This is a genomic window from Olivibacter ginsenosidimutans (genome assembly GCF_039542865.1).
Classification (GTDB): domain Bacteria; phylum Bacteroidota; class Bacteroidia; order Sphingobacteriales; family Sphingobacteriaceae; genus Olivibacter; species Olivibacter ginsenosidimutans.
Genome location: NZ_BAABIQ010000032.1, coordinates 58194 through 79932, shown reverse-complemented (window position 1 = coordinate 79932; position 21739 = coordinate 58194). Strand labels below are relative to the sequence as shown.

The window sequence follows — 21739 nt, the reverse complement described above, 5'->3', positions numbered from 1 at the left end:
TTCTTTTTCGTTTGGGCGTAGTATATTAGTTTAACTGAACAGTTTGGGGTCCAAATTCTTCAAAGAAGATGTGTTTATGATCAACACCATACGCAATTAAATCTGCATAGGCTTTTTCAATAAAAGGTTTAGGGCCACATAAGTAATACTCAGCTTCAGGAAGCAGTACACTATCTTTTACTTGTTCGATATTTAAGCGGCCTCGTTTTACGGAAGTATTGTTGCCATCATCGTGTTCATAGAATACAATATGTTCAAACCACTCGTGTGTTTCTTGCCACTTATTCATTTCTTCCTTAAAAGCATGTACATTTTCCGAGCGGCAAGCATGTATCCACTTAACAGAACGGGTATGATCTAGGTTTGTTAAGTGCTCTACCATCGAAATGAAAGGTGTTTGACCAACTCCTCCGCTAAGTAAAATTAAGGGGGCAACGCTTTCTGTGTTAAAGGTAAAGTTTCCTGCTGGGATACTTGCTTCTACTGTACTACCTATCTGAATAGCATCATGTAAGTGGTTGGATAAAGTCCCTTTAACCCCTCTATTGGGATCGATTTCCTTTTTAACCGATATACGATAATAGGTGTTATTGGGTGCCGAAGAGATACTATACTGCCTTGGCTGTGAAATGCCAAGTTGGGGTAAGAATAGTTTAATGCTTAGGTATTGGCCAGGTTTGTGCAAAACAATCTTTTGGCCGTCTGTAGGGTATAGGTAGAAAGACGTAATCTCGTCCGATTCGATAACTTTTTTCTTTACCGTAAAGGAACGCCATCCTTTCCAGCCATCTTGCTGGCTTTCTTTTTGTTGATAAATTTGTTGTTCAAGATTGATCATTAACTTGGCTAATTGTTTATAAGCCGCTGTCCAAGCTTGTAACAGATCGTCACTTGCTTGATCGCCCAGTACTTCCTTGATGGAAGCGATGAGGTGATTACCCACTAGGTCATATTGTTCGGGTTTGATCTGTAAACTGGTGTGCTTATCTCCGATGTGCTGTAAAACCGGAAAAAGGACACTTGGATTTTCAATATGCTCGGCGTAAGCCAGCACACTCATTGCAAGGGCGGTTTGCTGTTTTCCATTCTGCTGGTTTCCCATATTGAAAATGTTCTTTAGTTCAGGATTGAGCCGAAACATACGTTGGTAAAAATGTTGCGTTAAAGCAACACCATGTTCTCTTAAGATGGGTACGGTAGCTTTTATTAAAGCTATTTCAGGTGATGAAAGCATTGTTATAATAATATGTAATTAATAAATGAACGTTGCTATAGCAACGTCTTTAGTTGCAACATTATGAATTGTTTTTCAGTCTTTCTGCTAAGGACAGGGCTTTTGGAAACAGTATATTGTTTTCTAGGTGGATATGAAGGTGCAAATCTTCTTCGAAGTCCTTGAGTGTAGCATACGTAAGTTTGTATGTGTTACAGGCGTCTTCAGGAGCTTGATAATGGCGACTTAATGATGCAATTTTTTCGAAGGTTTCGCCTTCCTGTTCATGTTCTGCCATCATAACTTCGATAGGGAATCCAATATCGCCGAATAGCGGTTGAGGAGGACGCCCACCCTCGTCTTTGGCACTTGCCATTTTTCTAATATAAGGGAAAAGCATCACCTCTTCTTTTTTCATGTGCAAGAAGAGCTCTTCTATTACAAGGGTAAATAACCTTTTAATAACCATTAATTCAGGATGCTTATTTCCATGTATCTCGGTGATTTTATTCAAATGCCTATGTAACCGAGGCGCTTGTTCCAGAATGTAGTGGTGATGTTTCTTTTCAATGTAATGCGCTAGCATATCTAAGCGCCAAGCATTATAGTCCGGTACATTATTTTCCGTTAATGGAACGGATAATACGGTACGTAGTTCCTGTATCAGTGTTGATAAACTGATGTGGTGTTCTATGCAGGCAGTCTTTATACTTTTATTACCGTTACAGTAAAAATCAATTTGATAATTGTTAAATATTGCTGCCGTAGCATAATTCTTGGCAACTATTTGCCCAATAATACTGTCATCAGAGATATCCATCGTCATAGAAATTAAATAAAAAGCTATCGTAGGGGATGAGCAGGGCTGTTTCGATAGTACGCTAGTTTAAATTGAAACATTTCTGCCATTTTATTTGCTCTCCAAAGGGCTTCTTCGGCAATTGCTCCGGAAAAATTTTCTTGGATCGTTTGTTTAAACAAGATCAACCATCGTTCAAAATGTATGTTATCGATCGGCAAACCGGCATGCGGTAAAAAGGGACTACCATAATAGGTATGCTCATCCAAAAGTACTGTCTGCCAAAAAGCATACATCTTTTCCAGATGTTGGGGCCATTGGTCTTGTATGATTTCATTAAATAGAGGTCCGATTAGTTCATCGGCTCTAACTTTATCGTAAAAACAATCGACCAAAACCTTTATATCGTCTATGGTTTTAATTTCATTTCCTGGTTCCATTTTACTATGTTGAATAGAGATAGCGGGCTAAGTAATAAAGGGCCCAACCTACAAAGCCTATTATAATAATCCATACCCAAGATGGAATGCTTTGTGGCGTTTCACTACCGGAGATTAAAAAGTGCGTTTGATCACCTTTGCCATAGGCGTTAATCATGATGGGAATAACTCCATCGACGATATCGTGTTCTTTAATGCCTTCTACAGCGATTGCAGGTCCGTTTTTTACGGTAAAAGGGATACGCCTGATACCTTCTTTACCACTCGGATCTTTACTAACAATCTTGAGCTCATGTTCGCCATCAACTAATTTGCGTGTATCCAATTCAAAATTTAAAGGCGATTGAACCCGGGCAATGGGTTTGGGTTCGTCGTCAATAAAGATATAAACCGTACTTTTATCGTTCATGGTTCTCGTTATTTAAAATAAATCGTTTGATGTGATGTTCTGAACGTTCGCCCGGTTTGATCAACCATTTAATGGAAAAGAATAAGGTGACCAGTACGATGGCGACGGTGACCCACACGATGATATAATCCCAATTGCTTTCAGGGCCAGCTCCATGGGTGATACCGCGAAATAATTTGGGTTGTTGCCGCTCGCAAAGGGGGCAGGCCCATAGACTGTACTGTAGGAGTTGCAATCCGATAATCATCAGCATTCTTTTCATCATCACTATTCGGTAACGTTTAGTTTAACAAAATCCATTATTTTCTTGATCTCTTCTGGGCTTACTTTTTTGGCCTCATTTCCCCAACTACTTCGTTCAAAATTAATGATGGCAGCTACCTCTTTCTCTGTAAAATCCATATTGGTACCCACCGCTGCCATCACACCATATTCAGGTCTAGCATCGTATCCATTCATAATAATAGACACATAAAGTTCCAAGTCATCACCATTCACAATGGGGCTACCTTTTAGTGGAGGAAAGGCACCGGGTAAGCCTTCGCCATTAGCTTGATGACAACTTTGGCAGTTGGCAGCATATAAAGCTGCACCATCTATCGTTTGTTCGTCCGTATCCGCTGTGGCATCTGTTTCTTTTTTCACTCGTTTATAGATGAATTCAGGTGTTGCTGTTCCATCGGGTAATTTGGCTTGCTTCAAAGACTGTAAGTAGGCTACTAACTGTAACGCTTCCTGGGTAGCGACTACTTTGCCCGGTTGCCCGTTTAAAAAGGCAGCAGGTACATTGACGATAATATCCTTTTCAGTGGGATTAGGTTTGACTTCAAAAAGCCAAGGATAGGCAGGCATAATGGACTCTTTGACTACTGTGCGGGGATTAAATAAGTGCACCAAATTCCAGTCGAGGCTTGGCTGCCTGTTGCCTACGTCGGTTAAATCAGGCCCTGTACGTTCGGTTCCCATTAAGGTAGCCGTATTGCGCCAGGTATCTGTCCGCTTGATCGCCGCATAGTCGGCCGCTATGCTGGGTCGATTACCCCAAGTCTTATCCATATCGATATTGCGCACCTGTTGGGTATGGCAGGCAACACAACCATTTGCGATGAATATTGCTTTACCTTTCATCGCTGCATCGCTTAATTTTTCGGCATTTGGAAGAGGGGCATTGTTGCTTTGATTGCGCAGTGCCGGTATAATAGCCACAAACAGGGTGAGCCCTGCAAAGAGAAGAAATGCAGTAAAGAAAAGCTTTTTATGATTATCAAAAAAGTCCATAATGATCGTCAACTTATTATGCCTATACCATGTGCTTAGCCTCTTTGTCAAGCAGGCTGATCGCGTACTCATTTACATCTAATAGCTGTTCGCTCTTAAGCATGCGATATACATTATAAGCGAAGAATAAATGCGATAACCACATCAGACTTCCACCAATGGCACGCCACAGCCAAAAAGGCGCCATAAAAGTTAAACTTTCCAAAAAAGGTTTACCATCTATCCAGCGTAAGCCTCTTAATGTACTACCATACATAAGGGGTATCGTATAAAAAAGAAGGCCAAGTAATGCTAACCAAAAATGAGCGCCAACGGTGATTTGAGGCGGTTCTTTGCCCGAGAGACGGGGAATGATGGCATAGATGCAGGCCCATAGAAAGAAAGAGATGATGCCATACATCGTTAAATGGGAGTGTGCTACCGTAAAATCAGTAAAATGCCATAGCTGATTGGTGAAGCGAAAAGCCTCCGCTGTTCCCTGCATAGAACCGGTAAAGTAAAAAATGATGCCTACTAGAAAGAAAGGTAATGTATAGCTGTTGTTTACCTTATGCCATGCGCCACGAAAGGTCATCAAGAAGTTGGTCGTACCGGCAATAACGGGAATCGCCATACCAGCACTACCCACGATGGCCACCGTTTGTAGCCACCAAGGAATGGAACTAAAAACAAAATGGTGAGAGCCGATCAAGGTATAGAATAAAATTTGCGTCCAAAAAGCCAGAATACCCAAGCTATAGGAGTAAATAGGTTTATTGAGTTGTTGAGGTAAAAAGTAGTAGACAAGCCCCAAGGTAAAAAGCATAAACCACATTCCTACGCCTTGATGCATATAATAGCCTTGCACGATGGTTTCGCCCAATCCATTTTGCCAGAAAGGAATATATGCTACCAAAGCGATGACGAGGGTGAAGATAATTGCCGCTATCATATACCAGTTGGCGATGTAAATCTCTTTCGTGGTACGCTGCGCAATGGTCTGTAAAAAATTAACAAGCGTTAAGGCTAGACCAATACCAAACAGCAGCATGATGGGCCATATGTATTCCCGGTACTCACCACCACCATTATTAATACCCGCCATAAGACTCCATGTACCTAAGATCACTGTTGCATTGATGAGGTATAAGGTATACCATCCTTTTTTTAAGCTGGCAAGCTTACAATTACTGACACGTGGCACGATGTAATAGCCTAAACCGATCATACCGAGTGAGGCCCAGCCCCAAAAAACAGCATTTGTGTGAACTGGACGTAATCGTCCAAAACTCAACCAGCTTAAATGATCAGCATCCGGAGCAATGAATTTAATACCTAAATATTCCCCTATTGTGGTACCAAATAACAGCCAAAAGGTAGCACTGCCTAGAAACCAGATGATTAATTTGCTTAAGGCTGGATCAATATTAGGACGTGGTTGAGCCTTTTTCTTGATCGGCGCAATCGGAAGATCTACCGTTGGACTAATCTGTAATAATGCCCTGTCGTCTTGCGGTGCTTCGGTGCCAGATAATTCATGATGGGTGAGGCTATAGTCGAGCGCTGTTTTCCGTCTAAGCATAGCCGCCTGTTCTTCGGGGGATAAATGGCGTAAATGATCGGCTAAAGTGGCTGCATCCAATTGATTTTGTTTATTCTGAAGCCGTTTAAAGATACGCACGATTCGACTTAACAACAACGCTAAACCCAATAATATGGGGATTAAGATTAATACAATAGTGATAATAATACCAGATTGGCTAAGGAGGTTGATACCACTTTTTATTTGGAGTATCAATGGGTAAGGTATGCATAAGAGTAATGCGCGTTTGTGCTTTTGATATTGACCTAAAATGGTTTGTAATTGCGTGCTGTTGAGTGTACGGCAATAATGCTGAAGTAGCTCCTCTTTGCTGGTCGCTAGTCGCTCTTGATATGCTTTTCGTGTTTTATTGGCCTTACTGTTAAGTGTGACCGCAAAGATCAAGACGATAACAAGTAGTATAAGTACATATATCATCCACCATTTATCGGTATGAAAGGTAAAATCAGACGGAATGTGCTGTCCAAACGAATATGCAGGTGATAACCAGGCGGAAAGGCCGATGCATAAGAATACCGCTTTATGATCTAATGTGTTCATATGAAAGAGATATAAATACCTTTTTATCTTTTATTTAATCAAAAAAAACTAATTCCGCTTTAAAAAGGTTACTTTCTGCACCAGTTCTTCCGTAAAGGCACCTAGTTTTGCCTTTTCAAGCATGGCCTGCATTTGTGCTCTTACTTGCTTAAATTCGTGATGAATAGGGCAGGGTTGAGCTTCCGAACACTGTTTTAGACCTAGGCCACAGCCATGGAAAATTTTATCTCCATCGATAACTTTGATAATATCAGCCAATGATCGATTCAAAGCATCTCCGCTTAAATAAAATCCACCATTTGGCCCTTTGGTAGATTGTACCATGCCTTTTCGGCTCAAATCCTGTAAAATTTTGCCAATAAAATGCTCTGGAGAATCAATTCCCTGAGCAATTTCCTTAATTCCCACTTTATTCTCTTCGTCCGACTTTTGTGCAATGAATATCATAGCACGTATAGCATATTCGCAAGTTTTTGAAAACACGTTGTTATTGAACCTTTCATGCAAAGGTAGTAAAATATTTTCTAATAAAAGATATTTTTGTCTTTTATTATTTATTGAAGATCTTTATTGGATGCCTTACGAATGGCTATTCGTAAATCAGTGATCAAATCATTAGCATCTTCAACGCCTACCGATAAGCGCAAGAGATTATCTTTAATGCCTAACTGTAGTCTTTCAGTTGGAGACATGGCCCGATGTGAAGTAGCGGCAGGAGAACAAATAAGGCTTTCTACACCTCCTAAGCTCACTGCGGGTTGGATCACTTTTAGACTCTTTAGAAAAGTTAAGTATTGATTCGGTGGCAAATCTAATTCAAATGCTAACATACCACCAAAACCTGTCATTTGGGTAAGAGCTAAGGCATGATCTTCATGTGTTGGTAAACCTGGATAATATACACGGCTAATCAGAGAGTGCCTATGCAGGTACTCCGCTAATTTAAAAGCATTGGCATTTTGCCGTTGTACCCGTAAAGCCAACGTTTTTATGCTGCGTTCAGCAAGATAACATTCGTGCGGAGCAAGTGAGCCACCATAGAGCTTAGCCGAAGAAAAAATAGCATCTTGGTAATCGGTGTTACGAGCTACTAATGCACCGTAAGGAAGGTCATTATGCCCACCTAAGTACTTCGTGCCACTATGCACCACGATATCTATCCCGAATTGTATAGGGCGTTGGTTTACGGGTGACGCAAATGTATTGTCAACAATGGTGGTAATGCCATGGGTTTGCGCCAATGTTGCAATTTCCTTTAAAGGGACTAAACGTAATAGGGGGTTTGAAGGGGTTTCTAAATAGAAAAGCTTGGTGTTTGGTTTCAGTTCTTGTTGAAAGCTCGCTAAAGAATTATCGGCATAACTAAAAGAAATATTTCGCTTTACCAGTTCTTGTTCGGCAAATTTCCATGTGCCACCATATAGATCTTTAGAAAAAACAATGTGTTCGTCCGCTTTGACAACGGATAATATCGCTGTGGTAATTGCAGCCATACCGGAGCTAAATGCGATACCCCAACTCCCGCTTTCTAAATTAGCAATAATTTTTCCAAGCCGCTTTTGATTAAAGGTAGAATAGAATCCGGGATAGCGTAATTCTTCACTTTCTAAATAATTATATGCTGTTGAGGTGAGCGTAGGTGCTGTTACCATTCCTGTTTCTTCCTGCTCGCGTAGCGGATGTATGCATAAGGTCTGAAAATTTTTCATTCGAATAATTAGTGATATGTTACTTGTTTCTTAGGACATCAATGAACTCACCACACTCAGTTGCTATTCATGGCTACCTATTTTTATTTCTTCCCGTAAAAATTTGATGAAATAATCAAAATAAATGGGATATTCTCTTTCCCTGATACGGGCGATGTATTGTTGTCGGAAGAATCCTTCCGGATTGATTTTTACTGCGGTAATTGCTTCATTAATATAAGGCTGTAAGGCCCAATTAGCCAATACAATAACACCCATATCAGCCTTAACCAATTCAATGGACGCCTCGGTAAGGGGAAGAACGATCAGTTTTTTGGGTTCAATACCTTTTGGACGTAACTGTGTCCGGAAAATAGAAACCGTATCCAACGGAAGCGAGTGGATAATGAGCACTACATCCTGAAAGTCTTCTGCCGTGACAAATGATCTTTTTGCCCAAGGGTGTTTACGGCTGACTATCGCCAGCATTTCATCGGTAAAAAGCTGGATAAATTCAATTTGCTCGGCTTGTTCTGGATTACTCGTTATGGCCAGATCTAACTCGCCAGCGAGTAACTTAGGGATAGGGTGATGTGTTGCTTCAAATACAATTTCGATTTCTACGTTTGGAAATTCCGCTTTGAATTTTTTTAAAACTGCTGGTAGCCAATGATAGCTGGTGTAACATTCTGTGCTGATACGAATGACCCCAACGTCGCCGTTTACCATTCTTTTGATTTCCGCATCGGCATGGTCTAATTCCTTTAGTACGTTGTTCGCTGTAGCATAAAGTTTTTTTCCTACTGGTGTCAGAATAAGCTTTTTGTTACGACGATAAAAGACCTGTGTACCAACCTGTAGTTCCGCTTCTTTAAGTTGATAACTGAGGGCACTTTGCGATAGATGTAATACTGCCATTGCCCGTGTGATACTTCCTTCTTCAACAATGGCTTTTATTAGTCTAAGGTATCGTATTTCCATGCTGCATCAATTATCCAAAGATACAGATAGCTGGTTTTAAAACGATTCCATTTGAATGAAAAAGCTTCATGTTTCTGATTGAATTTGTTCATATATGAATAGCAGGATCTTCTTCCCCATGTTCTAAACCGCTTACCCCACCAGATACGACGAGCTTCATAGCATCAGTAGCACTCATATTTAATGGAGTAACATGTTTTGCGTTAACGACAACCACCTGGCCTGCAAAAGAATAGGAATAAGGAAAATAGACAATTACATCTTCTGGTAAATTAATTTTTCGGAGATCGTGTTGTGTTAAAAATCCTATTTTTCGTAATCCAGTTTCATTGACTACGACCAAAACGGGTTCATTAAATTTCTTTTCATCACCAACAAAAGCTTCGGTAAAATCCTTAATGGAAGAATACAAGGTATTAAATAGGGGCACCCTATTCAGCAATTTATATAGTCGATTGTAAATCGGTTCGGTTATAAAATTAGTAACAACAATACCTGCGAAGATTAAAATGATAACCATGATGACAATGCCCAATCCTGGGATATAAAGTGGTTTGCCCATATCATCGCGGATTAGCCAACTGAGATTAAGTGCAGAATCTATCGTGGCTACGATCCAGAAAATGAGTAATAGCGCGCCAGCTAATGGCACTAAGAACAAAATGCCCTTGATAAGGTAGTTCAGTAATAATTTTAATGTTCTGTTTGACATATGTTGGTTAAATATTATTCGTAATAATAAATCCGTCTTACACGTTGCGAGATTCCGGTCAATATTTCGTAGGGAATAGTACCAATGGCTTTCGCTAATTGTTCTATGGGTATTTCCGGTCCCATAACCCATACTTCATCACCTTCTACTGCATCGATATCTGTAATATCAAGCATGCACATATCCATACAGATATCGCCCACTATTGGTGCTAATTGTCCATTGACCATCATATGGCCTACACCATTACCAAAACGTCTATTGTAACCATCGGCATAGCCAATCTTCACCGTAGCGATCTTGCCACCGTTGGGTAATTTACCTTTGCGGTTATAGCCAATGGTATCTTCGCTTTTAACGCTTTTTATTTGTGTAATCCCGGTTTTTAAACGAGCTACGGGTTGTAAAAGGAGGGATTGATCTTCCGTCTCATTAATACCGTAAAGTCCGATACCCAGCCTTACCATGTCAAACTGGGCCTCCGGAAAGCGCACGATTGCTGCCGTGTTTGCCAGATGCCGGATAAAGTCGTATTGTAAACTATCGCGCAAACCCGACGCAAAGGTATCAAATAATTGAATTTGTTCTTTGGTAAATGTATCATGCCGCCGATCTCCACTGGCTGCAAGATGGGAAAACACACTGGCAACTTTTACGGTAGGAGATTGTTTAAGCATTTCTACTAAGCCGTCTAACTTATCGGGCTCAAAGCCCAAGCGATGCATGCCGGTATCCACTTTTATATGAATAGGATATGCTTTTCTATCAAGACCTGCTAATAGTTTGATTAAAGCCTGTAATTCAGGAAAACTATAGATTTCAGGTTCGAGCCCGTAGTGTATGAGCTGTTCAAAAGTGTCGATGCCCGGACTCATCACAACAATGGGCAGTTGGATACCATGATTGCGTAACGTTATTCCTTCATCAACATACGCTACCGTAAGGTAATCTACTTGATTAAACTGCAATAAGTTCGCGATTTCAAAACTTCCGCTACCATAAGAAAAAGCCTTTACCATAACCATCAATTTGGTGTCCTTGTTAAGTAGACGTTTATAAGCATTGAGGTTCTGTTCTAAGGCATTTAAATTAATTTCTAAAGTGGTTTCATGGGTTTGCAACGTTAACCTGTTACTCACACGCTCAAAGCCAAAAGAACGCGCTCCTTTAATCAGTATGGTTTGATTCGCTAACGTTAATTGCGGTAGGATTTGTAAGAGCTGCTCAGTGGTCTCAAAAAATTGTGCATCGTGTGGAAAAAGATCCGCATGTCGTTTTAGCGCTTTGCCCACCCCGATTAATTGGTTTACGTGTTTGTCTTGAAGTAGAGAGGCTACCCGGGTATATACGCCGCGTTCATCATTTTCTTCTGTTGGAATATCTGATAAAATTAGTGTTTTGTTTGGATGTTGCTGCTGTTGTTTTAAGAAATCAAGCGCAATTGCTAAAGACGAAAGGTCATTGCTGTAAGAATCGTCAATTACCGAGCAATTATGGATTCCCTTCTTTAACGTTAGACGCATATTGACGGGGAATAAGCGTTGAAACCGAGGTGCAATAGTGGGCGTTTGATAACCGAGGGCCAGCAATAATGCCCAGCAAGAAATGCTGTTCTCTATGGATGCCTGATCGATGAAAGGGATCGTCAGTTGAATAGGCTTGTCTTGAAAGAAAGCTTTTAGTTGCGTGGTATGATCATTTAATTTTAAAACTTCTACTACGTTTAGATCAGCGTTATGATGGTGCGTATCCGCTGTGTACCATTGCCAGGCAAATTTTCTTTTCCCCGGAATACGAATGGATTGCGGTACACAGCTGGGCGAGTAAACGACTAATTCGGATTCCTTAAATAAAGACCATTTTTCGGCTGCTTTAACCGTTTGAGAAGCAAAGCCTTCATCATGTGCCGGCCCTAAATTGGTAAAAATACCAATAGTAGGTTTTACCATCGCTTCAATGGCTGCCATTTCTCCGGTCTTACTGATACCGGCTTCTATAATAGCTAGATTATACTGTGCATCTAGCTGCCATAATGAAAGCGGAACGCCGAGTTGTGAGTTATAACTCTTCGGACTTCTGATAATACGATAGTCTGGCGATAACAATTGGTATAACCATTCCTTTACAATTGTCTTACCGTTACTGCCCGTAATAGCAATTATAGGATAACGAAATTGTTTACGATGATAGGCTGCTAAATCTTGCAGTGCCTGCAGCGGCTCATTGACCTGTAAAAAGCTAGCTTGAGGAAATGCCTTTGCCTGATCGGCAAATGGTTTATGGAACAAGTCTTTTTTTACCACAAAATGCCGAATGCCTTGCTGATAGGCATCGCGTATATATTGATGACCATCTCTTTGTCCACTTAAAGCAAAAAATAGGGCATGAGCAGGGTTGCTGATTTTACGGCTATCATAGCAGAGTGTGTGGATAATACTTGTGTCATTTGCTAAATGTTCTGAATCCGCAGCGATGATGCTTGCTATCTCTTGTATGGTATATCGTCCTTGATCCATTACCGCTGTCCTAAGTGATCTGGTTTTTTGATGCCACAAAATTGATGATTTTTCAGGAATACGGCAATTTTTTACGATTTTAGACCAATGGATTACGAAGAAGCGAACAATAAGAAGCGATTAACTCCGGCGCAGGCAAAATTAAAAGCTGAACATTATTGCGCTTATCAGGAACGTTGCCAACAAGAAGTGCGTGATAAGCTTTATAGTTGGGGTTTATATCCAGAAGCTGTTGAAACGATTATTGCTGAACTGATTTTGGATAATTTTTTGAATGAGGAGCGTTTTGCAAAAGCGTATGTTTCCGGAAAGTTTACCATGAAAGGCTGGGGGAAGCGAAAAATACAACAAGGATTGAAACAAAAACAGGTACCTACCCGCATGATAAAGGAAGCCTTAGCTGGTATCGATGCAACTACTTATTATGATCAATTATGTACGATTTTAACAAAAAAAGGAAGGCTCATAAAAGAAGTTGATGCCTACAAACGGAAAGCTAAACTTGCGCAATATGCTATCGGTAGAGGCTATGAAAGCGACTTAATTTTTGATATACTGAATAACAATAACTTATAAAGTTTTTGTGTTTTTTTAAAAAAATAATTTGCTAGAAATGTAAATCTGCCTATATTTGCATCACCAAAACGGAAAAATAATCCTTGAAAGAGGATAATGAAATAAGCGAAAGTAGCTCAGTTGGTAGAGCGCAACCTTGCCAAGGTTGAGGTCGCGAGTTCGAACCTCGTCTTTCGCTCCGAATCCTTTCTATTACAGAAAGGATTTTAATTTTAAAAGCTATACACAGCTGCCTAGGTGGTGGAACTGGTAGACACGCAGGACTTAAAATCCTGTTCGCCCTAAAGCGAGTGCGGGTTCGATTCCCGCCCTAGGTACAAATGAAGTCGGCGCTTCAAACTTTATAGGGTTGCTCATAAACGGGCAACCTTTTTTTATTGTCTTCAATTCCTTATTAAGGAACATAGAATCAATCACCGGTGTTATAAATGTTCCTTCAAAATACACGAGTTTTTCTTCTTCCTTTTATCCAATTGAGAGACCTTCTGTTTTCGGACAGTGCGTTTGCATCCGAATAATAATCCTAAAATAAAATTGGCTATACAGGCTGAATAATGCGTTTTTAAAGATGGCTGGTTTGCTTGCCGTGGTAATTGCTTTGCTAACGATGGGCCTGCAGTCGTTGAAGGCGGCTTTGATGAACCTGGTAAATCCTTGAGATCGGAATGAATTAACCTGGTTTATGGAGATTCATTAAAGCGTCTGTATAAACATACGATTCAAAACTGACAAATTCTGGTAATTTTTGAAATAGTTATCATCCTCTTAGAAAAGTTGATTGATCCCAAATTTTAAGACCTGTTACCAAAGTTGCCTGTATTTGGAAAAATTGGATTGACTTTTGTCCTAAGTTCTGGCAACTTGGTGTTTCAATATGGCCGTTTCAACCAAAATTAACTAGATTATTAGCATATAGTGTAGCAACTTCGTGTCATTGATAAACATAAAACGAATAAAATCATGACACAAAAAACAGTAACAACAATCTATTGGATCGGAACTATATTAACCGCTATGTGGTTTGGAGCAAGTGGCTTTTTTGAAATTACTGGAAACCCCATTGTATGGGAAATAACCCGGCAATTAGGCTATCCACCACATTTCATTTACCTGCTTGGTATAGCCAAACTATCGGGAGTTATCACACTCTTAATTCCTGGTAAATTATTGCGGTTAAAAGAGTGGGTTTTCGCGGGAATATTTTTTGATATCATTTTTGCGTTTGTTTCTAAACTGAGTGTACTCGGATTATCGGCTACCGGAGATGCGTTGGTTGCTCTGTATGGTTAGTATTACCTATGGCATGTTCAGAAAAATTTATCCCGGCCTAAATGGGCATTTTGCAAGACATTTTAATAGTGCACAGTAAATGCTAAACTGCTTTTTGAACCAAACGTAAAGATTAAGTACTTGGGTTAGTAAAAGGCCATTCGATAAAGAGAGGCGTAGTTATAAATCTATTCTGTGGCAATAGATGACCAATAGATCATTTTGAGGCCCGGTACAGAAAAATAGGTAAGTTGTTCCACCATCTTTTATCTGGTGTTTTTTCTTAAGTTGTTCAGGTTTTAAAGGAAAATTTCTAGTGGTTACATTCGCCCTTAGCGGTTCTTTTCGTTTTTTGAAGCTAGTATAGGTTTCAAAAGTGCCGATCTCAAAACAGCGGCCGATAAAAGATGGAATGATGGTTTCTGACGTATACAAATGGGTGTGCAAATGAAGCTTGTCGATACCGTAGCTAATGGCTATTGATTTAAAGCCGCCACTTTTTAGCAAAGCGGCGTCAGGCTCATATAAATAACGGAGCGGCTCACTATATGTCGGATGATTGTTCTTTTCTTGATCCAGCGAAAAAATAAATTTCCGATAGCGGCCTTCTGCTAAAGCAATGCTGTGATAAGTGGTTGTTCCATGGTAATTAGCGTTTATAACAAACAGTAATTCTTTACATTCATTATGAACACTGAGTATATGTACCTCTTTTACCTGTGTCAATTCGTCTAAAGCGGCTTTGATATCTAACAAAGGAGCTGCTTTGATTAACAAGCTAGGGCACTTTTGCAATAAAAAAGGTAGTTCTTCCACTACATTTGGCTCACAATCGCGTAGACGGAATACCTTTTGTTGTTTTACTCGTCGAGAAGGATCTAAGTAGATGACGTCAATTGGTAGATCCGTGCTACCTAAATAATCGAGTCCGTCTTTGGCGATAAAGGTTATATTAGCTGCTTTTAATCGTTGTGCGTTATAGGCAGCAATTTGCGAAAGTTCCGGATTGCGCTCGCAATGAATCACCGTTTTTGCACGTTGGGAAAAATAATAGCTGTCTATACCAAAGCCGCCAGTTAAATCCACCACTTGCGCCTTATCAGGAATAAGCTGACTTTTATACATTGCCGTTTCGGCAGATGATGCCTGTTCTATGGATAGTTTTGACGGATAATAAATGGTTGGCGTATCAAACCATAGCGGAAGCTTTTTACGGGCACGTTTCATTCCGTCTAATTGATCAGCTAGTTCGGCGCTGCTTACTGCTGAAAACGGACTTTTCCGTAAAGCCAACTCTGAAGGAGATGCGTCAAGATGTGCTCGCAGAAAATCTTGTACTTCCGGTGTTAAAATTGCGTGATTCATTTCACGGGTTGGATAAGCATTTGGCAAGTATAATTATCTTGCAGTTGCATAATTACTTCTTTATTGATCAGCACACGCGCAATGGTTTGTGCATTATAGTGCCTTATCGTAACCAGTTCTAAATCGCGCTTAAATTCTACATCATATTGTTGTTTGAGCTCTTTGATTAGGGAAACAATGTTTTTTTCATCGTAATCTACACTGACAGAAAAACTTACTGCACTATTGTGCATCATATTGATTTTAAGCTTGTGTTTAGCGAAAACATTAAAAATATGACTGAAGTTATCTTCAACGATAAACGAAAAATCCTTTGGTAAAATCGAAATCAATACTTGATTTACCTTAAAGATAAATGAAGAAACGGGAAGTGTGGTGTTTGTTTTTTTGATAATCGTTCCATGCTGATTTAGATCTACAAAAGAACGTACTGCTAAGGTTATACCTTTATTTTGTAAAGGTTTAATGGTTTTTGGATGAATAACAGTTGCCCCATAATAGGTCAATTCGATAGCATCTAAATAGGATAACTCCGGAATTAACTCTGTGGCATCAAACCATTTAGGATCTGCATTTAGTACACCTGGAACATCTTTCCATATGGTAACCAGGTCAGCATTTAAACAGGAAGCAAAGATGGCGGCGGTATAATCAGACCCTTCACGACCAAGTGTAGTGGTAAAATTCTCTGAAGTACTTCCGATAAAGCCCTGTGTAACCAAAATGCTTTTCCCTAATAATGCGGGAATAGAAGCGTGGATACTTTCAGCTGTTTTTTCCCAGTTGACATTTGCTTCCCGGAAATTATTATCGGTATGGATATAATTTCTGGCATCAATCCATTGGCTAGGCAGTCCGGATATTCCAAGATAGGCTTCTATAATACGTGATGAGACCAGTTCTCCTATGGAGACGATCTGATCGAAGAGGTAGTCATAAGTGTCTTGAGGTTCCTCTTCGATGATCCAATCGATTTCTACAAATAAATTGGCTACTTGATCAAAAATGGGATGGGATGTATCTTCAAATAGTTGATTTAGTATTTCTTCGTGAAAACGTTTGGCTTCTTCAAAATAACTAACCGCTTCGGGCTCTTGGTTAAAATACGCTTTTGTTAGTTTTTCCAATAAATTTGTGGTTTTACCCATAGCGGATACCACAATAAGTAGGGGCTGGTCTTTACTCTGTTCTACAATACGCGCAACATTTCTAACTCCCTCTGCATCCTTTACAGATGCTCCTCCAAATTTATATACTTGCATGAATGGTTATTCGTTCTATTCTATTTTAACTGTTTACGGATCAATTTTGCCTCCGGTGTGATGATGGAATCTAGCTGTTCATAGGGAATGAGTAATTCTGTAATCCCTGAAGCATAAGGTTTAATCTCATATACATTATACAAAAATAATAAACCTTTTGGCGTAAGCGTAAAATTCGTATTTAAATGAAAGGTATTGTCTTCAAAAAAATAGGCGTCATCTAACGATTGGTCTGGGGCTAAACCTTCCTGTTTTCTAAAAATTCGTCCAGCAATTGCCGTTAGGGTATCCTGTTTTGCCAAAGGTACTATGTCTGCCAAGCCAATAGTGTCTTTTTTTGTTGGTTCATAATTGAAGAATAACGTTCCGTAATTACCATGTGCGCCACCGGTATAATCGTTAATTTCGGTGGATAAAGCGAGGTAATGCGGTGTGTTTTGGATGACTTTTGTGCGAGATTCGCTGTACCATGCCCTAGGGTACTCGTCCATGTTAATGAAATCATCAAAATTCTGTATAAAAGCTTTTGCTTCCTCTTCAAATGATTGATGGAGTGTATCCGAAATCAAATGCCTAGTAACCACTTGATTAATTTCCTGATTTTCAAAGGTGGGATAAATAGCTTTAAAATAGGTTGTATCTTTCTTTCCATCGTTATCTACCAAGTGCTTGCTCGCGAGATAAAAATTTTGATACGTATAACGCAAAGTGTCACTAGAAGTGTCGCTTCGTTTTTGATTATCGGATGAGTTACAAGCAGAAAAAGCAATAGGAATAGTGAAAAATAAAATAGTACGTGAAATTTTCATGATCTTAACTATTGAACATAGAAGGAGTGAACATATAAAGCTAATAACAAGCTGGTGACTTAATTGTTTATCGCAACATTGATCCAGCCGGCATCAAATGTAGCTTGATATTTTTTGTAAAAATTGATGGCCGGTTCATTCCAGTCTAACACTTGCCAAACCATTCCGCAATAACCCTTGCTTTTTGTTTCATTTAATACACTGTCAAATAATAATTTACCCAATCCTCTTCCGCGCATTTCTTCTGTAACAATTAAATCCTCAAGGTAAATGCGCCTTCCTTTCCAAGTTGAGTAACGGATATAGTATAAAGCAATGCCTTGAATAAGGCCATCGATTTCAGCTACAAAGGCTTCCCAGACAGGGTGTTTCCCAAATCCGGCATCTTCCATCTCCGCTAAGGTTACGGTCACTTCTTCTGGCGCTCGTTCGTATCGTGCTAATTCCTGTATGAGTTCTAAAATTCGTGGACAATCTTCTTTTTTTGCTTTACGTATCATTTTAAAGTATTTAGTGATAGTAGTTAAGTAGTGATAGTAGTTAAGTAGTGAAGTGGGTAATGTTAATCCGTACATTTTTCTTTTAACGACTCAACAACTTGACAACTCAACAACTTGACAACTCAACGTCTCAACAACTTAGCTACCGTGCTCCAAAAATCGTACTTCCCAATCTAATCATGGTGCTGCCTTGTTCGATGGCTATTTTATAGTCGGATGACATGCCCATAGATAGTTCTTTGAATTGATCGTTTTTTCTGAAGAAACTGGTTTTAATACCATTAAAAAGGGTTTTTAACTCATAAAACTCTTCTTTGATAACTTTTTCGTTATCGGTATTGGTAGCAATTCCCATTAGGCCAACGATACGGACATTTTCTAAATTGGGAAATCCTTCTGATCGTAGCAGCTCAATTAATTCGTCATAGGCCAATCCAAATTTGGTATCCTCATCTGCAATATGCACCTGCAAAAGACAATCAATGATCCGATTATTCTTTTTTGCCTGTTTATTGATTTCTATCAGTAGTTTTAAACTATCTACGGAGTGGATCAGTGTAATAAAGGGTGCTATATACTTGACTTTGTTGCTTTGCAAATGGCCAACCATATGCCAGGCGATATCTTTCGGCAGGGCTTCTTGCTTTTCTACTAATTCCTGCACTTGATTTTCTCCAAAGATGCGCTGTCCAGCAGCATATGCCTCTTGTATAGCCTCAACAGTTTTCGTTTTAGAAATGGCGACTAAAGTAATGCCTAAACTATCGGTTTCTTGTTTGATCTTCAATAAATTATTCGTAATACTCATGTATGTATATCATTTACAAAACACCCTAATGAATACTATTGATATGCGATTTGCGTAAGTTGCATATAAAGGGGTTTTTATCTAAGTTTGTGCGAAGTTACAGAAATGAGTCGGTTAATAATAGGAATTTTTGCATTGGCTTTATGGATCGCTTGCGAAGGGAATAAAGTGCCTAAAGATATTATTCCGCAGAAGCAGATGCTTCCTTTGTTATGCGATTTCCACTTAGCTGAGGGATATATTTCGTCATTACCTATCGATTCATCAAGATTATTAGCAAATCGATATTATGCTTCTGTCTTTAAGAAGTATCACACCGATTCGGCGGGTTTTCATAAGAGCTTACTTTACTATTCAAAACAGCCAGGCGTTTTAGATCAGCTATATATCGATGTTCAAAAGAAACTCCAGCAGATGCAGAAGGATGAGCAAGCCTTGATTGATGCGAAGATGCGAAAAATTTTTGTTGCTGACTCTATCAAAAATGCGCACGTTAAGGATAGCCTGAATAAAATAAAATCCGATTCGGTTAACTTAAGGCTTTCAAAAAGCTTGTTCTATTGGAAGAATGCCGATTCTATAAAATTCAAACCAAAATCATGGTCGCTTCCTTTATACGAAGCATTAGTAAAACGCTCATTGAGGTTGCAAGGAAGCGACGACGAAGTGAATAGACTGCTAATGGAACCTTTAGATTCTATTGCTAAGCAGCGAGCTGCCGATTCGGTGAAGCGGTTGAACAACAATAAAACGGCTAAATAAAAAGTTCGGTTAACTACTCCGATAAAGCAGGTTGCCATTGTAATCGGTACGGTGCAATTATAATTTTCTTATTTTTATGTTGCGAAAGGCAATTGGAGTCCCTTCATTTTGAAAGAGCAGATGACCTTTTTTTGCCTTTCCGAAATTCTTCAGATCTTTATACTTGCTTGCTTCAATTAATTGGGCAAAAGAAGCGGTGCTTCTATCATAGGTTACAACTTCGCGATTGTTTAGCCAATGGCTAATTTGATTGCCCTTTACCATAATGCTAGCGGTATTCCACTCGCCTAGGGGTTTCGTATCTTTATGCTGATCGGCCGGTATAAGATCATAGAGCGAAGCCAGAGAGCGGAGATACCCCCGTTCGGGATAGTTATAGTTAATATCATCTAAAATTTGGTACTCCAAACCTAGATAGGTATCTTTTTGACCTGGAAAATCGTTTGTTACGAGGTATTTAACGCCACTATTTGTGTTTTCTGAAAGTGCAAACTCAAAGCTTAATTCAAAGTTACCGAAGGTGTCTTTGGTAATAATATCCATTTGCCTTCCGTGTGGGATGGGCGTTGCCAGTAGCGTTCCATCTTTAATTTCCCAACCACCCTCGGCTAGTTTTTGCAGTCCGTTAAAGCTTTTTCCGTCAAAAATCAATTGCCAACCAGCGGCCTTTTCTGCTGGCGTTAATGTGTTTGGTGTTTGCGCATGCACATAGCAGCCATAGCATAGGAGAAAAGATAATACCATATTTAACGTTTTCATCTCACATAAGGTGTTTTCGATACAAAATTTGTTAAAGAAAAGAAAGGAAGCTGCAAAAAGAGGTATATGGGACATATAGACCTCTTTTTGTAGCCTCCTTAAACCATTATATTTTAGGTTCCCATCCGGGTTCATAACTACGGCTCCAAAGCTTTTCAGCTTCCGGATCGTTTATAATATGCCCATTTTCTGGGTTTAATTTCAAATCGCGACCTACCCGCCAGGAGATATTTCCCAGTAGCATAGCGACGGTGCTTTTGTAGCCCAATTCGATATCGCAGTTTGGACGGCGGTTATTCCGGATGGCATCTAGAAAGTCGGCCGCATGTAAACTGTCCATGCCTAAGCTCGGGCTGGCTGTATTCCGGCCTTGTAAAGCCCCGGTTTCTGCTTCAGATTTAACCTCTTTTATTAATTTACCTTGGAGGTCGTATAGGCTATATGCGTCTTCGCCGGTATCTAAACTTCCCTTCTCTCCATAAAAGATAATTCCTCTTTCCAGTCCTTCTACTTTCCGTCCATTGCAGCTTCTATTTTCCCAGACTATCGTTGCTTCGGGGTACTCAATGGTAACAACTTGTGTGTCAGGTGTCTCCCAGTCGTCTTGAAACTGATAACGGCCACCAATAGAGCTTACTCTTGTGGGGAAATCTACGCCCAGGCCCCAGCGGGCGACGTCAATCTCATGCGTACCATTATTCAGTGCTTCGCCGGTTCCCCAATGCCAGAACCAATGCCAGTTATAATGAATTAAGCCATCTTTGTAGGGCATTCGGGGGGCAGGACCTTGCCAAAGGTCATAATCCAGCCAAGACGGAACAGGAGCCGGCTTTAGAAAGGTTTCTTTCCGCGTATTTGTATACCAGGTTTTAGCCATATAAACCTTGCCGATAATACCATCATGTAATAATTCAATACCTTTGGTAAGTGTTGGAGCCGAACGGCGCTGTGCACCCATTTGAACAACGCGCTTGTATTTACGTGCTGCTGCTACAGCCATTTCTCCCTCTGCCGGATTATGGGCCATTGGTTTTTCAACATATACGTGTTTACCGGCCTGGCAACCCATGATCGTTAGCGGAGCATGCCAATGATCGGGAGTTGCCGTATAGATAGCATCAATATCCTTGTTTTCCAACACTTTACGCAGATCTTTTTCAGAACCCGGAGTACGGGTTTGGCCGACTTCCATAATACGTTTAATGGCTTTGGGTATTGCTCTTTCGTCAACATCGCATACGCAGGCGATTTCCGCATTTTTTTGACGCGCAAAAGTGCCGCTCATGCTATTTCCCCTGCTATTTACACCGATCATTGCTAAATGGATTCTATCATTCGCACCGATAATATTACGGTAACTTTTCGCGCTGAAAGCCATAGCGGGATGGTTTAGTAAACTGTTTCCAACGGAAAGTGCTGCCGTGCCTATGCCTATTTTTTTGATAAAATCTCTTCTTGACTTGGATTTCAT

At 40.0% G+C, this 21739-nt stretch carries 22 protein-coding genes and 2 tRNA genes; 5 read left to right on the top strand and 19 right to left on the bottom strand.

Annotated elements, in window-relative coordinates; translation table 11 throughout:
• Nucleotides 1-25: 25 nt before the first annotated feature.
• The 12 genes from hmpA to ABD930_RS10675 form a co-directional block, all read right to left on the bottom strand.
• The gene (gene hmpA / locus ABD930_RS10730) at nt 26-1234 is read right to left on the bottom strand and encodes an NO-inducible flavohemoprotein (RefSeq protein ID WP_345231713.1); all 1209 of its coding nucleotides are present in this window, start codon (nt 1232-1234) and stop codon (nt 26-28) included.
• 61 nt (nt 1235-1295) lie between these two features.
• Nucleotides 1296-2033 (bottom strand): iron-sulfur cluster repair di-iron protein, encoded by a 738-nt coding sequence (gene ric, locus ABD930_RS10725; RefSeq protein ID WP_345231712.1) that lies wholly within the window; start codon nt 2031-2033, stop codon nt 1296-1298.
• A 23-nt stretch (nt 2034-2056) separates the two neighbouring features.
• Nucleotides 2057-2452, bottom strand: a complete 396-nt coding sequence (locus tag ABD930_RS10720) for a group III truncated hemoglobin (protein ID WP_345231711.1) — start codon at nt 2450-2452, stop codon at nt 2057-2059.
• A 4-nt stretch (nt 2453-2456) separates the two neighbouring features.
• The gene (locus ABD930_RS10715; RefSeq protein WP_345231710.1) at nt 2457-2861 is read right to left on the bottom strand and encodes a cytochrome C; all 405 of its coding nucleotides are present in this window, start codon (nt 2859-2861) and stop codon (nt 2457-2459) included.
• Entirely contained in the window at nt 2851-3126 is a 276-nt protein-coding gene (locus ABD930_RS10710) for a hypothetical protein (RefSeq protein WP_345231709.1), read from the bottom strand. The genes ABD930_RS10715 and ABD930_RS10710 overlap by 11 nt, the downstream gene beginning before the upstream one ends.
• A 2-nt stretch (nt 3127-3128) precedes the next feature.
• Complete coding sequence (locus ABD930_RS10705; RefSeq protein WP_345231708.1) at nt 3129-4139, bottom strand: cytochrome c; 1011 nt, start codon at nt 4137-4139, stop codon at nt 3129-3131.
• 22 nt (nt 4140-4161) lie between these two features.
• On the bottom strand, nt 4162-6261 hold the full coding sequence (locus tag ABD930_RS10700; protein ID WP_345231707.1) for a cbb3-type cytochrome c oxidase subunit I: 2100 nt from the start codon (nt 6259-6261) through the stop codon (nt 4162-4164).
• 48 nt (nt 6262-6309) lie between these two features.
• On the bottom strand, nt 6310-6744 hold the full coding sequence (locus ABD930_RS10695) for an RrF2 family transcriptional regulator (protein WP_345231706.1): 435 nt from the start codon (nt 6742-6744) through the stop codon (nt 6310-6312).
• Nucleotides 6745-6815: 71 nt separating this feature from the next.
• Nucleotides 6816-7970 (bottom strand): trans-sulfuration enzyme family protein, encoded by a 1155-nt coding sequence (locus ABD930_RS10690; RefSeq protein ID WP_345231705.1) that lies wholly within the window; start codon nt 7968-7970, stop codon nt 6816-6818.
• 63 nt (nt 7971-8033) lie between these two features.
• Nucleotides 8034-8930, bottom strand: a complete 897-nt coding sequence (locus ABD930_RS10685) for a LysR family transcriptional regulator (RefSeq protein WP_345231704.1) — start codon at nt 8928-8930, stop codon at nt 8034-8036.
• A gap of 88 nt (nt 8931-9018) precedes the next feature.
• A complete protein-coding gene (locus ABD930_RS10680) occupies nt 9019-9642 on the bottom strand; it encodes a DUF502 domain-containing protein (protein WP_345231703.1) in 624 nt (207 codons plus the stop codon).
• A 14-nt stretch (nt 9643-9656) separates the two neighbouring features.
• The gene (locus ABD930_RS10675; RefSeq protein WP_345231702.1) at nt 9657-12158 is read right to left on the bottom strand and encodes a bifunctional UDP-N-acetylmuramoyl-tripeptide:D-alanyl-D-alanine ligase/alanine racemase; all 2502 of its coding nucleotides are present in this window, start codon (nt 12156-12158) and stop codon (nt 9657-9659) included.
• An 87-nt stretch (nt 12159-12245) separates the two neighbouring features.
• On the opposite strand from ABD930_RS10675, the gene ABD930_RS10670 reads away from it, so the two are divergent.
• The 4 genes from ABD930_RS10670 (at nt 12246) to ABD930_RS10655 (ending at nt 14024) form a co-directional block, all read left to right on the top strand.
• Entirely contained in the window at nt 12246-12734 is a 489-nt protein-coding gene (locus ABD930_RS10670) for a regulatory protein RecX (protein WP_345231701.1), read from the top strand.
• A 105-nt stretch (nt 12735-12839) separates the two neighbouring features.
• Nucleotides 12840-12912 (top strand) — tRNA-Gly (locus ABD930_RS10665).
• A gap of 53 nt (nt 12913-12965) precedes the next feature.
• Nucleotides 12966-13051 (top strand) — tRNA-Leu (locus ABD930_RS10660).
• A 643-nt stretch (nt 13052-13694) separates the two neighbouring features.
• On the top strand, nt 13695-14024 hold the full coding sequence (locus ABD930_RS10655) for a DoxX family protein (RefSeq protein WP_345231700.1): 330 nt from the start codon (nt 13695-13697) through the stop codon (nt 14022-14024).
• A gap of 159 nt (nt 14025-14183) precedes the next feature.
• Here the strand turns inward: ABD930_RS10655 and ABD930_RS10650 are convergent, their stop codons facing one another.
• From ABD930_RS10650 to ABD930_RS10630, 5 genes are all read right to left on the bottom strand, one after another.
• Nucleotides 14184-15368, bottom strand: coding sequence for a class I SAM-dependent methyltransferase (locus tag ABD930_RS10650; protein ID WP_345231699.1), 1185 nt, complete (start codon nt 15366-15368; stop codon nt 14184-14186).
• Nucleotides 15365-16630, bottom strand: a complete 1266-nt coding sequence (locus ABD930_RS10645; protein ID WP_345231698.1) for an aspartate kinase — start codon at nt 16628-16630, stop codon at nt 15365-15367. The genes ABD930_RS10650 and ABD930_RS10645 overlap by 4 nt, the downstream gene beginning before the upstream one ends.
• Before the next feature lie 20 nt (nt 16631-16650).
• Nucleotides 16651-17439, bottom strand: a complete 789-nt coding sequence (locus ABD930_RS10640) for a DUF3298 and DUF4163 domain-containing protein (RefSeq protein ID WP_345231697.1) — start codon at nt 17437-17439, stop codon at nt 16651-16653.
• A gap of 59 nt (nt 17440-17498) precedes the next feature.
• On the bottom strand, nt 17499-17939 hold the full coding sequence (locus tag ABD930_RS10635) for a GNAT family N-acetyltransferase (protein WP_345231696.1): 441 nt from the start codon (nt 17937-17939) through the stop codon (nt 17499-17501).
• A 142-nt stretch (nt 17940-18081) separates the two neighbouring features.
• The gene (locus ABD930_RS10630; RefSeq protein WP_345231695.1) at nt 18082-18747 is read right to left on the bottom strand and encodes a YggS family pyridoxal phosphate-dependent enzyme; all 666 of its coding nucleotides are present in this window, start codon (nt 18745-18747) and stop codon (nt 18082-18084) included.
• 105 nt (nt 18748-18852) lie between these two features.
• Between ABD930_RS10630 and ABD930_RS10625 the strand changes: the two genes are divergently transcribed.
• Nucleotides 18853-19509 (top strand): DUF4296 domain-containing protein, encoded by a 657-nt coding sequence (locus tag ABD930_RS10625; RefSeq protein ID WP_345231694.1) that lies wholly within the window; start codon nt 18853-18855, stop codon nt 19507-19509.
• A 57-nt stretch (nt 19510-19566) separates the two neighbouring features.
• On the opposite strand, the gene ABD930_RS10620 is transcribed toward ABD930_RS10625, so the two are convergent.
• Both ABD930_RS10620 and ABD930_RS10615 read right to left on the bottom strand, forming a co-directional pair.
• Complete coding sequence (locus tag ABD930_RS10620) at nt 19567-20343, bottom strand: 3-keto-disaccharide hydrolase (protein ID WP_345231693.1); 777 nt, start codon at nt 20341-20343, stop codon at nt 19567-19569.
• Nucleotides 20344-20374: 31 nt separating this feature from the next.
• Nucleotides 20375-21739: a Gfo/Idh/MocA family oxidoreductase gene (locus ABD930_RS10615; RefSeq protein WP_345231692.1), complete on the bottom strand. Its 1365-nt coding sequence runs from the start codon at nt 21737-21739 to the stop codon at nt 20375-20377.

Bases quoted from the DNA above. Each gene is read 5' to 3' on its own strand.
- ABD930_RS10690 (WP_345231705.1), bottom strand. From the start codon at position 7,970: ATGAAAAATTTTCAGACCTTATGCATACATCCGCTACGCGAGCAGGAA.
- ABD930_RS10710 (WP_345231709.1), bottom strand. From the start codon at position 3,126: ATGATGAAAAGAATGCTGATGATTATCGGATTGCAACTCCTACAGTAC.
- ABD930_RS10700 (WP_345231707.1), bottom strand. From the start codon at position 6,261: ATGAACACATTAGATCATAAAGCGGTATTCTTATGCATCGGCCTTTCC.
- ABD930_RS10630 (WP_345231695.1), bottom strand. From the start codon at position 18,747: ATGAGTATTACGAATAATTTATTGAAGATCAAACAAGAAACCGATAGT.
- ric (WP_345231712.1), bottom strand. From the start codon at position 2,033: ATGGATATCTCTGATGACAGTATTATTGGGCAAATAGTTGCCAAGAAT.
- ABD930_RS10620 (WP_345231693.1), bottom strand. From the start codon at position 20,343: ATGTCCCATATACCTCTTTTTGCAGCTTCCTTTCTTTTCTTTAACAAA.
- ABD930_RS10685 (WP_345231704.1), bottom strand. From the start codon at position 8,930: ATGGAAATACGATACCTTAGACTAATAAAAGCCATTGTTGAAGAAGGA.
- ABD930_RS10645 (WP_345231698.1), bottom strand. From the start codon at position 16,630: ATGCAAGTATATAAATTTGGAGGAGCATCTGTAAAGGATGCAGAGGGA.
- ABD930_RS10655 (WP_345231700.1), top strand. From the start codon at position 13,695: ATGACACAAAAAACAGTAACAACAATCTATTGGATCGGAACTATATTA.
- ABD930_RS10705 (WP_345231708.1), bottom strand. From the start codon at position 4,139: ATGGACTTTTTTGATAATCATAAAAAGCTTTTCTTTACTGCATTTCTT.
- ABD930_RS10680 (WP_345231703.1), bottom strand. From the start codon at position 9,642: ATGTCAAACAGAACATTAAAATTATTACTGAACTACCTTATCAAGGGC.
- hmpA (WP_345231713.1), bottom strand. From the start codon at position 1,234: ATGCTTTCATCACCTGAAATAGCTTTAATAAAAGCTACCGTACCCATC.
- ABD930_RS10615 (WP_345231692.1), bottom strand. From the start codon at position 21,739: ATGAAATCCAAGTCAAGAAGAGATTTTATCAAAAAAATAGGCATAGGC.
- ABD930_RS10635 (WP_345231696.1), bottom strand. From the start codon at position 17,939: ATGATACGTAAAGCAAAAAAAGAAGATTGTCCACGAATTTTAGAACTC.
- ABD930_RS10720 (WP_345231711.1), bottom strand. From the start codon at position 2,452: ATGGAACCAGGAAATGAAATTAAAACCATAGACGATATAAAGGTTTTG.
- ABD930_RS10640 (WP_345231697.1), bottom strand. From the start codon at position 17,439: ATGAAAATTTCACGTACTATTTTATTTTTCACTATTCCTATTGCTTTT.
- ABD930_RS10715 (WP_345231710.1), bottom strand. From the start codon at position 2,861: ATGAACGATAAAAGTACGGTTTATATCTTTATTGACGACGAACCCAAA.
- ABD930_RS10675 (WP_345231702.1), bottom strand. From the start codon at position 12,158: ATGGATCAAGGACGATATACCATACAAGAGATAGCAAGCATCATCGCT.
- ABD930_RS10670 (WP_345231701.1), top strand. From the start codon at position 12,246: ATGGATTACGAAGAAGCGAACAATAAGAAGCGATTAACTCCGGCGCAG.
- ABD930_RS10625 (WP_345231694.1), top strand. From the start codon at position 18,853: ATGAGTCGGTTAATAATAGGAATTTTTGCATTGGCTTTATGGATCGCT.
- ABD930_RS10650 (WP_345231699.1), bottom strand. From the start codon at position 15,368: ATGAATCACGCAATTTTAACACCGGAAGTACAAGATTTTCTGCGAGCA.